5 protein-coding genes and 1 pseudogene are annotated in these 12,549 nt (G+C 63.1%); 1 reads left to right on the top strand and 5 read right to left on the bottom strand.

Annotated elements, in window-relative coordinates; translation table 11 throughout:
* Positions 1 to 77 precede the first annotated feature (77 nt).
* The 5 genes and pseudogenes from AC0V8S_RS32485 to tagH all read right to left on the bottom strand — a co-directional run bounded on the left by AC0V8S_RS32485 (position 78) and on the right by tagH (position 10,002).
* Entirely contained in the window at positions 78 to 2,651 is a 2,574-nt protein-coding gene (locus tag AC0V8S_RS32485) for a serine/threonine-protein kinase (protein WP_475435619.1), read from the bottom strand.
* The gene (locus tag AC0V8S_RS32480) at positions 2,651 to 3,430 is read right to left on the bottom strand and encodes a PP2C family protein-serine/threonine phosphatase (protein ID WP_183456771.1); all 780 of its coding nucleotides are present in this window, start codon (positions 3,428 to 3,430) and stop codon (positions 2,651 to 2,653) included. Before AC0V8S_RS32480 ends, AC0V8S_RS32485 begins: the two co-directional genes overlap by 1 nt.
* A 159-nt stretch (positions 3,431 to 3,589) precedes the next feature.
* Positions 3,590 to 7,151, bottom strand: a pseudogene (gene tssM / locus AC0V8S_RS32475) (type VI secretion system membrane subunit TssM).
* 22 nt (positions 7,152 to 7,173) lie between these two features.
* A complete protein-coding gene (tssL, locus tag AC0V8S_RS32470) occupies positions 7,174 to 8,664 on the bottom strand; it encodes a type VI secretion system protein TssL, long form (RefSeq protein ID WP_475435618.1) in 1,491 nt (496 codons plus the stop codon).
* 249 nt (positions 8,665 to 8,913) lie between these two features.
* On the bottom strand, positions 8,914 to 10,002 hold the full coding sequence (gene tagH / locus AC0V8S_RS32465; RefSeq protein ID WP_475435617.1) for a type VI secretion system-associated FHA domain protein TagH: 1,089 nt from the start codon (positions 10,000 to 10,002) through the stop codon (positions 8,914 to 8,916).
* 213 nt (positions 10,003 to 10,215) lie between these two features.
* Here tagH and AC0V8S_RS32460 point away from each other — a divergent pair, with 213 nt between their 5' ends.
* Entirely contained in the window at positions 10,216 to 12,540 is a 2,325-nt protein-coding gene (locus AC0V8S_RS32460; protein WP_475435615.1) for a type VI secretion system Vgr family protein, read from the top strand.
* Positions 12,541 to 12,549: the final 9 nt, after the last annotated feature.

Below are 12,549 nucleotides of genomic sequence, written 5' to 3'. Positions count from 1 at the left end.
CGAGCCGGATCACGCTGCTCTATCGGCAGGTCGGCAGGAGGCAAACACGCGCGGCGGAGTTCCATCGGGCGTCCATGCTATCCGCCGAGCCGGAAATACTTGGCAGTGGCTGAAAATTGCGATCCGTCGGTCTCGATCTCCTCGAGAATTTTCGGCAGCACCACCGAGGCCGGCATCGGCGTGGAGATGGCCGCCGCCTGGATATCCTGCGGGCCGGTGATCACCATGATGATCTGCGGCACGGCCTTCCCAGTGGCCTTATCGGCGGCGCCGAGGCCAATCGGAATGCTGAAGGTAGCCTTGTCCGATTGCGCGACGATGCGGTCGTCGAGATTGAACACCATGCCCTTGTGATCGATCAGCAGCACGCTGGAAATGAGCCCGCCGCGCGTCACCAGCGTGCCGCTGATCGGCGTACCATCAGGCACCGATGTCCGGTCGAGAACAAGCTGCGGCTTGTCGGCCGCGGTCTGCCCGAGGAAGCGCAGAAAGTTGGTGACTTCGCATTGGCTCGGCTCGATGAGGCGGACGCTGATGTCGGGTTCGACATGGAATTTTGCCTGGAAGTCGCTGAGCATCCGTTCGAATGGCTGCACCGCCGTGCCAAAACCTTCGATCGCGGCGGCCTTGTCGGTTGACGATGTCATGGTCGCATAGAAACAGTCGCCGCCGCCGAAGTCGCGAACCCAAGAGACACGTTGCGCGAGGTCGTCGACGACCGGAGGGATCGCTGGTTTGGGCACATTTAACGCGACGACAGCCTGGTCCGGCTGTTTGGCCGGCGGTGGCGAGGCGTTTTGGCTCTCAGCGTTCGCGGTATCCGTCTGGCTCGCAGTGGGCTTAGGCGCCGGCACGGTCGCCTTGGGCGCTGCCGGCGGGCTGATCTGAGGCTTGGGCTTCGGGGGCTCCACGGCCTCTGGCTGGGCCGGCGGCGGCGTTGAGACCTTCGCGGCTGGCGGGGCTGGAGCGGTCGTGACAGGCGGCGGAGCTGTCGTTTGACTGCCGCTGGCCATCTTGTCCGGCTGGATTGCCGGCGGTGCCTTTTCGGGCGGTTGCTGCGCATCGGTTGCGGATGGCTTCAGGGGTGTCTCCGTTTTCGGGGCAACAACGGGCTTCGCGGGCTCCGGCGTCTGCACGGTCTTGGTATCTGCCTGGCTTGCAGCCGATGGCGCACTCGGCTCCGTTTGCGGTTGCGCTGCCATCATCGGCGGCTTCGGGGGTTGCTCGGCAGGCGAGGGGGCTTCGGCAGGCTTGGCCGGCTGCGGCTTTTGAGCCGCCTCTGGCTGATTTTCAGCCGGCTGTGCGCTGGCCTCCGGTTGCGCGGGCGGAATTGGCTTTGCCGGCTCGGGCGGGCTTGCGACTTTGTCCGTCGGGATCGGCTTCGATGGTTCTGGCGCAGGCTTTGGTGGTTCGGGTGAAAGCGATGTCTTGCCGACAGTCGGCGTCGCCGGCGTCATGAAGCCGCCCAGGTACAGGCCGGCGCCTGTAGCGACAGCCAGCGTCGCCAGGGCAGCGATTGCGATGGTTCGGGTTCTTGCGGGTTTTGCGGGGACATTGCTTGCGGCCATGCGTGGCGGGCTGGGGGCTGCCGGAGGCCGCGGCTCGGACAGATGCGCGGGCCGGACATGCGGGACGAAGCGCTGCTCACCCGGACCCGTTGCCGTCGCCGCGCTGTGCCCCGCGACATTGGATGGCTGGGGCTGTGCCTTGGGATCAGGGATAAGGGTATGCCCCGCCGCTGGCAGAGCCGGACGGTCGCGGGGCGTCCGGGATGGCGGCGGTGTTGTCGCTTCGTCTTCGTCGCGCGTCATCCTGGCGATATCAGCCATGCTGTCCGGCCGGTCCTGCGGATCCGGTTGCAGCATGGCTTCGACAATGCCACGGAAATCCTCGTCGATGTCGGAGAGATCGGGCACGGTCCGGCGCTTTTCGATGATCTCGAACTGTGATCCGCTCATGTCGATCGGCTTGCCGCGCAGCGCGGCCGCCAGCACCAGCCCAAGGCTGTAGATGTCGGACTGCTCGCTGACGTCGCCGCTGTACAGCCCGAGCTGTTCGGGTGAAACGTAGTTGTACTTTCCCGCGAACTTTCCGCCGATCAGCGTCTCCCCGCCCACCGTCGCCGATCGCGCTATGCCGAAATCGATGATCTTCGCGCGGTCGACCCGGCCTCCCGGCAGGATGATGTTGTCGGGCGAGAGGTCGCGATGGATCGCGCCCGCCTGATGCACGGCACTCAGGCCGGATGCGAGGCGATGACAGAGCTTACGCACCGCTTCCGTCGGCATCGGCCCACGCCGCATGATGTCGAACAGCGACTCGCCGTCGACGAATTCCATGGCGAGGTAGGGACGACCGATGCCGGGATCGATGGTGAAGACGTGGTACCGCACGACCGCGTCATGCGACAGATGGTTGAGGATCGAGGCCTCCTTGCGAAACAAGGACAGGATCGTCTGGTCCCGGGCAAATTCCGGCAGCACGATTTTGATCGCGACGTGGTCTCCGGTCTGGATGTTGTGGCCGCGGTAGACCTCACCCATGCCGCCGAATGCGATGCGCTCGTCCAATTCGTAGATGCCGCTGAGCTGTGTGCCGACGGCGGTGTTGGCCACCTGCGGCGATATTCGCGTCTTGTCGTCGGCGCTCATCAGCCTCGGCCCTCCGCTCTGGACAGATCAGGGTGGAGCGATTGTCCATTGCGCTCGTTTGCGATCTTCACCAGTACAATGGTGACATTGTCGGTTCCGCCCCGCGCCAGCACCGTTTCCAAAAGATTTTCGCAGGCCGCTTGAGGCGTTGCCGACACCACCGCTGCCTCGATCTCCGCGTCGGTGACATGGGCCGTCAGCCCATCGGTGGCCAGCACAAAAATGTCCCCCGGCATCAGTTCGCCCTGCTGGAAGTCGATGACGAAGTCGTCGCTGACGCCGACCGCATGCGTGATGACATTGCGGCGTGGCCAGGTGAGCGCCTCGGCCGCGCTGATCATGCCTCGGTCCAAGAGTTCCTGCACCTCGGTATGGTCCTTCGAAATCTGCGAGATCGCGGCGTTGCGGATCAGGTAGACCCGGCTGTCGCCCGCCCACAGGCAGGCAAACCGTCCGTCCATCGCCAACAGGGCGGCGACCGTGGAGCCGATGGTTATGCCGCGCGATTCCGATATGCCGCGGATTTCAGCATTGGCCCGGCTCAGCCTGTCCTCGAAGCGCGCCCGCAGATCCGGAGCCGAGCTTGCGATGCCGATCGTGGCGAGATGGTCGACAATGCTGGCCGACGCGACTTCTCCGGCGTCATGCCCGCCCATTCCGTCGGCCACCACCCAAAGCCCGGTTCGTGGCTCAAGCAGATAATTGTCTTCGTTAACCTCGCGGACACAGCCCTTATGGCTCACGCCAAAGCTGTCAAAGGGAAGGGCGACATCGCTCACCTTGCCACCAAACGCGTCTCAAGCGTCCTCTGCGGCGCACTCCTGGGCGCCCGCTCACGGCAGTCTGCCACAGGCTCGACCATTAAAGTATCGAAATTAAGGTCCGGGCGCCTGCGGCTCATGCCGGGTGTCGACGCGTTGAAAAGCATCGAGCCCATCTCAAAACGCCTTCGGGCAGCTGAAATCGGAAAGTGCCGGAAGCAGGAAGGGGCTGGGGCCGGAGCCGGTCTGGATCGTATAGGTGACGTCGCGCCCGCCGATCACGAAGCGCGCCTGGACATTGCTGTCGGTGCCGGTGATGGTCGCCTTGTCCATGAGCCGCTTCAGCGCCCATGGCCCTTTGAACTTGATGCTGGATTCACGGCCCGGCAGCTCCGGCGTCAGGCTTAGACTGGCGGATCCTGAGGCCGCTCCGCTCGGCCAGGTCACTATGCTTGGCGCATTGCTCGCCTGGTTGCTCTGGACCGTCTGACCATCGACATCGAGCACCGCCGCATCGGCATCGCCATGCAGAGAGAACGGCGTGAAGGTGATGCTGACCGAGGGCGCCGAACCACCCTGGGGAAAGAAGGCGCTGCGGATTTCGGCCGCCAGCTGGAAGTCTTTCAGCGTCGATTTCGACAGGTCGCGGCCGAAGCGGGCATCCTGCTTCCAGCTCCAGTCCTGACCGCTCATGTCGATCAGCGATGCGAGATTTTGCGCGAAGAACCGGTCCAGCAGCCCGCCCGGGGCGAACAGCTTCGCGAAATCCGCCATCGCCATGTCCTCGGTGCCATTGCCGGCGAACGGATAACGGCCGTTGACGGCCGCCTCGCAGGCAGCCGTGACCGCCTGGTCAAGCATCTGGTTCAAATTCGCCACCGAGGTTTCGGTGACGTTGCCTTCGAACTCGTTCGCCGTCGCATTGATCATTCTGGCGAGTTGCTTGGGCAGTCGCGAGGCATTGGCGCGAAGCGTGGCGATCTGCAGCTGCAGATTGGCGTTGACGCGCTCCGTCTGCGAGGGAACGTCGGTCGCCAGTTGCAGGCTCTGGTAGATGTCGCGGAAATTCTGGGTCAAGGCATCGATCGGGCGGTGTCCTGCAGGACCGCTCACCAGGGCCTGGAACGATTTGAACTGCGCTTCGATGTTGGCCCCGGGATTCTGGTTCTGCGCTGCCGCGGATCCTGTGCCGGCGCGGCTTTGCGATTTTCCGGTGGCGATTTGTATGCCGATGCGAGCCAGCCCCTTGGCCATCTTTGCCGCGTCTTGCGACTGGACTTGAACCGTGCCGGCCTCACCCCCTGTGCCTGAATCCTTGCCGGAAGCAGCATCGCGCGTCAGGGCGGTTTCGTCGGCGATCGCCGTAAACAGCTGTTCGATCGGCGAGCTGGGCGAGGCGACGGCGGAAAGCACGACATAGTGCGGCTTGTCCTTCAGCATCGCCTTGAACTTCAACCCGTCGAGAACGCTGTTCCACGCCGTTGCGAACTCCTTCCCATAACGATCGAGAAGTTCGGGGCCGAGCTTGAGCAATTCCTGGTCGATGCCGCCTTGCTCACCACCGCCGCCGAGCACCCACTGGTCGTCGACCAGCATCTGCGCAATATGCGAGAGCTGTCCGAGATAGAAATGGTTGAAGCCGTTCCAACTGTAGAGGCCGGGAACGCGCAGACCTGACAGATCGCCGCCGTCGACACGTTCGAACAGCAGTTGCGCCTCCGATCCGCCTTTGACGGAAACCGAAAAATCCTCCAGCGCTGCCGAATAGACCGCCGACTTGATCAATGCGGAGGCGCGGTCGGCAAGGCTCATGCGCCCGAGCGAGCGTTGAGCGGCTTCGACGAGCGGCTGGTTGAGTTCGAAAACCGGATCATAGGCGTCGTCCAGGGCAAGCATGGCGCGCAAATGCTTTTCGAGCTGCTCGCGTCCGGCGCGGTTGTTTTCGCCTGGATAGCGGTTCTGCTCCCAATCCTGCTTCATCCACGAAACGATCAACGCGTCGTCGACCTTCGGCGCCTTGCCGCCGAGCATCAGATAGATTTTCAACGGCTCGTAGAGCGCGGCGGGATCGGCCATCTTGGCCTGGATCGTCCGTTCGGCCTGGATCAGCAGGCGTGACCGGAACATGCGTTCCAGCGCTTGCCGGTAGGCCGTCTTGGACGCCGAAAGCAGTCGCTCCCGCTGGCTGAGGCCGAACGTCTCCTCGATCGGTGTCGGCATGTCGGCGGTTTCGAACCCGGCCGGCAGATCACGCAACTGGTCGAGCGGGCCGATGACGTTTTCGAGGTCGACATCGGTCACCTCGGTGCTTTTGAGCAGTGTGTCCGCCGTCGTGCGATACTGGCCCATGGCCTGCGTGGTGGAGGCGATCAGCGACCGGTTGGCCGTGAAGCTCAGGGCGAGCGTTCCGAGCGCCGCCGCGGCGATCAATGCGATGGCGCAAAACCCCGCAAATCTGGCGACCGCCGCCCGCCTTGCCGCCGATTTGTCATACGAGACCCAACCGGATTCGGCAAAGATGACGCCCGTCAACAGATCATGCAGAAGAAGCTTTTGCCGGTTCCGGAAAGATGGGCGCGGGAATTGCTGCCGAAGCTGCGGCCGATCGCGCCCAACACCTGGTCGATTGGCGTTCCCTCTTGCGTACCTGACGAAAAGTAGAGTCCTCGCAGGCTGGCATTCACCTGGCTGCGGCCCGGATCGAACAGGCCGGCGATAAAACTCGCAATTCGGCCCTTCAGCGCCCGAACTGCGCCGGAAAGCCAAAGATGGATATGCGCGCGGCCGGGTCAGCCTCTTCCTGGAGGCGGTCGGGCATCTCCTCGACCAGCCGTCTTGCCAGCGCATCGAATTCGGCCGGGGCCTCGGCCGCCATGTTCCTGGTGCGATCGGCGGTCTGGAATGTCGCGCCCCAGACCTTGCGCCGGCGGGGCTCGTCGAAACCGCCGAAGTAGTCCATGAAGCCGACAACAAGATCGGCCTTGGTGAACAGCAGATAGACTGGAAACTGGATTTTCAGCGTCTCGTGGATTTCCCGCAGACGGCTGCGGATCTCGACGACGTGGGCGTCAAGCTGTTGATCGTCGAGGCCGATGAGATCGGCAAGGCTGATCGCCAGGATGACGCCGTTTATCGGTTGCCGTGGGCGATATTTCTTGAGCAGCGACAGGAAGGCGCGCCAGCTCTTACTGTCGCTCTGAGCATTGGAATCCTGCGTCGTGTAGCGTCCGGCGGTGTCGATCAGCACGGCCTCGTCGGTAAACCACCAGTCGCAGGCGCGTGTTCCGCCAACACCGGCGACCGGCTGGGCATCGCCTGAACCGGCCAGCGGAAAATTCAGGCCCGAATTGACGAGCGCCGTTGTCTTGCCCGCGCCGGGCGGACCGATGATGATGTACCAGGGGATCTCATAGAGGAAATTGCGCTTGCCGCTCGACCGTTTGAGCGCGGCGATCGCCTCGTTCATCCGCGCCTCGAGCACCTGCGAGTCGCTATCCCCGTCGTCATTGCGGGCAACGGCGATCTCCAATGCCTTTTGCGCCTTGCGCATCCGCCAGAAACGCAATCCGTAGAAGAGCGTCACGGCCGCCACGATCACACCGATGATTGCCGAACGCAGCCAGGTAGGTTCGAGAGGACGGCTGTCGGCGAAGCGGACCAAAGGTCCGGCAAACCACACTGCCGCCGCAAAACCGGCCAGCGCGATCATGCTGAATATCCGCAGCAGCCAACGCGTCATGGCCGCTTCCAACCGGCCCTGCTCACAACTTTTCCTCCTTGGCGATCATCACATCGACACGGCGGTTCTTGGCGCGGCCTTCCGCTGTTGCATTGTCGGCGATTGGCTCGTCCTCGCCCTTGCCGTCCACCGTCAGCCTGGAAGGATCGCTGAACTTCGGCGCCATCATGGTCTCGACGGCCTTCGCCCGGGCGACGGAAAGGTCGAAGTTGGACTTGAACGGGCTCGATTTTCGCGGCTTCACATTGTCCGTGTGGCCGACGATCCTGATGGGGCCGCGCTCGGGTTCCAGGGCGGCTGCGATATCGGCGGCTATCGGCTGGAACTCTGGTTTCGCATCGGCCCTGCCGGACTGGAACAGCAGGACATTGCTGATTTCCACCACGATGAAGTCGCCCTTCGTGCCGACGGTCAGCCCGCCGGCGTCGACGTCCTTGGCCAGTGCCGAGCGGATGCGATCGATCTGCGTGGTGGTGGCTGCGGGAGGGGTGACGACTTTCGCCGGCTCGGCCAACGGTGCCACGCTGGCGCGCTCGATGGCGATCGGCGTCGATGGGTTGAGTGCCAGCAATTCACCAGCGGTAGCGTCGCCTTCATTGGTGATGAAGACCCGCAGTGCGAAAAATGCCGCCGTCAGCAGTGCCGACGCCGCTGCCGCCACGGCCCACAGCGGCAGGCGTGTCCACGACTGCGTCATCGTCGTCGCCAGGCCCTGCCAGCGAGGCGAGATGTCTTCGTCCGCGCGAGGCTTGAAATAGCGAAGCGTTTCGTAGACGTCGCGCCGAACGCGTTCGAGGTTGCTGTCCTCGCGTGTCAGGCCGCGATACTGGCCCTCATACCCCAGCGACAGGCAGACATGCATCAGTTCGAGCAGGTCGTAATGGGCCTCCGGGCTGGCCAGGACCTTGTTCAGCGCTTCGAAAAAGCCCGTGCCGTCGGGCTCGACGTGGAAGAACTGCGACAACATGCTGTGCTGTGCCCAGGCGTCCTTGCGTGGCCAGGGCAGATTCCCCATGAGATCGTCGGCGGTTTCGCACAGGACAAATTTCGCAATCCGCGCATCCTCTTCGGCAACGCCTGCTTTCTCCAGTACCCGGTCGAACTTGTCGATCGCCTCCGTGACATGTTCGGCCAACGGCTCCGCCTGTCTCTCGACAGAGATAAGCCTGAGCTGGCCGAACAGCATCAGCAACGGTGCGGCCGCGGCAAGGATCGGGTTTGCCGCGGAATATCGGACACTGTCGGTGACATTGAGCAGGGTCTCCTGCCGCAGAGCCGACGTCGGCGCCGTTACTGGAGGTGTTCCTTGATAGATCACGGTCCCCGACGTCCAGCCCGGCGGTGTATGTCGGCCGACGCCGGGATCGAACACGGTCGATTCCTTGACCGGCGAGGGATGCCCGCCATCCGCGACGGGCTCCTGAGCGACCGGCGCCGGCTTTCGCTCCCGCCGTGGCGTGGCGCGAATGACGGTCTTGCCCGCCGGGCCGAAAGGATCGTCTTTCGAGTTCATGGCCGATCGTCCGTCCACGCCCGGCACCCGCGCTCTTGCCGGACAGGCGCAAGGCCGCTCGCGATCGGGTAAAACAAAGGCAGGCCCTGACGACCAGGGCAGTGTCTTGAGGACGGTCGGCTACACCTTACTATCCCGCCGTATGATGACATTTGCCGCAGACCCCCAGGTCGATAAGCCTTACCCGCTTGGCGAATTGTCGTATGCGATCGTAATCTCAGAAACTCTCGATTGGAACCGAATGCCGGCCTATTTCTGCTTGTCGGCCTTGGCGTAGGCTTCGCTGAAATAGGCCAGGAATATGTCCAGCATGCCGTTCTCGTGCGCTTCCTCCATGGTTCGCCAGGTCGCGACAAAAGCGTCCCAGGCCTGGCTCTTCTTCGACGAGAACGACGTCGGCGGAAGCTTTCTTCCGATCGCTTCGGGAGACAGGTCGTCGAGCAGCCGCGACAGCGCGGCCTGCATGGCGGCATAGGTGGCGAATTCGTGCGTCTTCAGATCTCGGAATGCATCTTCGATGCTGCGCCTGGCATCAAGATAGCCGGCCCGGCGCCGTGCGAACATGATTTCGAGGATGTCGTCGGTTGCAGGAACGAATTTCAGGGGATTGTTGTCGGCGGCGCTGATCATCGTTCGCTGCGTGCTCTTGGCCAGCATTTTCGCCGCCGCGCGCGCTTTCAGCAGCAAGGTCAGTTCCTCGACCACCGTGCGCAGCACCGTACCGATTTCGGCGGCAACTTCATGCGGGTCGCGCGCTTGCAGCAGTTCCGGCGAGATGCCGGCCGCGATCGCGATTTCCCGCAGCACTTCGTCCCTGGTCGAGGGCAAAAGCGGTTGCGACGGGAACGTTGACGCCGCACCCCGCTGCCCGGACCGTTGCCCCGCGGGATCGAAGAACGGCCCATCTCCGAATTCCGCCGGCCGGCCTGCCGCGACGGACATTTCGCGCTGCGTCGCACCGTGGCCGGGATGACCTGTCGCGGCGCGCTCCTCGTCGATCGAGACGAAGATGACATAGCGGCCGATCAGCATCCGGTCGCCATTGCCCAGCCGATGCGGGCCGGTCATGCGCTGGTTTGATCCGTTGATGTAGGTTCCGTTGCGCGAGATGTCGTGCAGCCAGAACGCGCCTGCCTCGTAGCGGACCTCGCAATGCCGTCCCGAGATGAACTTGTCGGGTCCGACAAGGTCCAGTCGCAGGCATCGCGTCCGATTTCGAAGCTGCGATCCCGCGCCGCGTAGCCGGTCGAGAGGCCAGGCGGCAAGGCGTCGACATTGTTGATTTGCAGGCTGATATACATCCAGGATCGCCACCGAATGCTGACCGATACTCCACATTCTAGCAGTTTGCACATCCAACAGGACAGCGGCGTTTCGAGCCGATGCATCGACATGGTAAGGTTTTGCTGTCGTGCATGCTCTTTGGTAGGCGCGACAACATGTGGTAGGCTCAACATGGCCTGGTGCGGCGGGCCCTGAAAAGTTCCCGATGAGCTGGCGGGAACTTCAAATCCACCGCGCCGGCGGCCGCGTCCAGGAGGGGCACGACCCATGCCGAACGAACGTGCCACGGTTGTGCAGACGCCGGCCGGCGCCGACCTGACCTTCACGCATCTTGTCGGGCGCGACGAGATCAGCCGCTGCTTCGCCTATACGGTCGGCTTCGTCAGCCCCAAGGCGGATATCGATCCGCTGAAGATGCTGGGCGGCGTGGTTTCGGTTGAAGGCGAATCCGATCCGAAACGCTGGTTCAGCGGCCTGGTGTCCGAGTTTCGCCTGACCCGCATCGAGGACCGGCTGGCCTACTACGAAGCGGTCGTCAGGCCGTGGCTCTGGTTTCTCGGCAACACCACCGATTGCCGGATTTTTCAGAACATGACCGCCGTCGAGATCGTCGAAAAGATCTTCTCGAAATACGGTACGGCGAAATTCGAGAAGCGGCTGCAAGGGTCGTACCCCTCGCGCGAATATTGCGTGCAGTTCGACGAGAGCGACCTGGATTTCGTGCAGCGCCTGCTCGAGCACGAAGGCATCTTCTATTTCTTCGAGCATGACGAGGGCAAGCACACGCTCGTTCTGTGCGATACGATGAGCAAGCTGAAGCCGGCGCCGGGCTACGAGAAGATACTCTATAATTTCGAGGGGCAGGGTTCGCGGCGCGACGTCGAATACATCACCGAATGGATTCCGGGCAGTTCGGTGCGGCCGGGGGCTTATGCCCATACCGACTATGATTTCAAGAAGCCTGGCGCCGATCTGATGGCGAAGTCCGCCCAGCCGTTCAGCCACAAGGAAGCCTCCGGCGAGAATTATCGCCAGCCCGGGGCGCATCTCGATGTTGGGCGCGGCGACACCCTGGCCGGTATCCGGCGCGAGGAACTCCAGGCCGTGCACCAGCGCATCACCGCGGTCGGAACCGTGCGCGGCCTCCATTCCGGCTGTACATTCAAGCTGGAAAGCTTTCCGCGCGATGACCAGAACCAGGAGTATCTGGTGATCAGCGCCGAATACAGGCTGTTCGATCCGGGCTACAGGACCCAGAACGAGGCCCACAGCGAGAATTACAAGATCGTGCTGGGTGTCGCGCCGACTGCCTTGCCCTACCGCGCTCCGCGGATCACGGCGCGGCCGATCATGCGCGGGCCGCAGACGGCGACGGTGGTCGGTCCTTCCGGCGAGGAGATATTCACCGACAAATATGCCCGTGTGAAGGTGCAGTTCCACTGGGACCGCCTCGGCAAGAAGAACGAGAACAGTTCCTGCTTCGTGCGTGTCTCGCAGACCTGGGCCGGCAGCGGCTGGGGCTTCATCCAGATACCGCGCATCGGCCAAGAGGTGATCGTCGACTTCCTCGAAGGCGATCCTGACCTGCCGATCATCACTGGCAGGGTCTACAACGCCTCGCAGATGCCGCCGTATGGCTTGCCCGGCAACGCAACGCAATCGGGCTGGAAATCCAACTCCTCGAAAGGCGGCGGCGGTTACAACGAGCTGATGTTCGAGGACAAGGCCGGCTCGGAACTGGTCAATTTTCAGGCGCAGAAGGACCACAACCTTCTGATCAAGCACGACCGCACCAAGCTCGTCCAGCACGACCAGTCCGACCGCATCGACCACGATGCCAAGCATTCCGTCGGCCACAACCTCGACGAGGACGTCGGCAACAACAAGACGGTCAAGGTCGGCGTCGACCAGACCACGAATATCGGCAACAACGACACCGAGACGGTGGGCAAGAACCGCTCGCTGACGGTGGGGGCGAATGAGACGATAGGTATCGGTTCGAACTCGACGGAGACGATCGGCTCCAACCACTCGCAGACGGTGGGGATTGTCCAGACCGTCACCGTGGGCGCTGCCCGCATCGACACGGTCGGTGCATCCGAGACGCGAAGCGTTGGCGGGCCGCAGACAAACACCATCGGCGCGACACGGTCGGTCACTGTAGGGTCAGCGCAGAGCCACGACATCGGGGCGGCCGACAGCTGGAATATTGCGGCGGCGCAAAGCGTCAATGTCGGCGCCGATCAGAGTTTCGCTGTCGGCGGGGCGCAATCGTCCGAGATAGGCAAGGCACGAACGGCCAAGATCGGCGCCGACGACGCCACCGATGTCGGCGGAGCGCATGCTCTCAAGGTCGGCAAGGGCAGCGGTATCCAGATTGCCGAAGACAGTTCGATCAATGTTGGCAAGAATCTGGTGATCGAAGCTGGCGACTCCATCACGCTCAAATGCGGTGACGCGACGATCACGATGAAAAAGGACGGCACCATTGTCGCCGACGGCAAGGACATTACACTCAAGGGCAGCGGCAAGATCACCGTCAAGGCCGACGGCGACGTGATCGTCAAGGGAAGCACGATCAACAACAATTGAGGGCGTCAT

The sequence above is a fragment of the Mesorhizobium oxytropidicola genome, from assembly GCF_056174625.1.
This window is presented reverse-complemented; position numbering and strand designations above follow the sequence as displayed.

Excerpts from the sequence above, each read along its gene's own strand:
- tssL (WP_475435618.1), bottom strand. The coding sequence starts at position 8,664 with ATGAACTCGAAAGACGATCCTTTCGGCCCGGCGGGCAAGACCGTCATT.
- tagH (WP_475435617.1), bottom strand. The coding sequence starts at position 10,002 with ATGTGGAGTATCGGTCAGCATTCGGTGGCGATCCTGGATGTATATCAG.
- AC0V8S_RS32460 (WP_475435615.1), top strand. The coding sequence starts at position 10,216 with ATGCCGAACGAACGTGCCACGGTTGTGCAGACGCCGGCCGGCGCCGAC.
- AC0V8S_RS32485 (WP_475435619.1), bottom strand. The coding sequence starts at position 2,651 with ATGAGCGCCGACGACAAGACGCGAATATCGCCGCAGGTGGCCAACACC.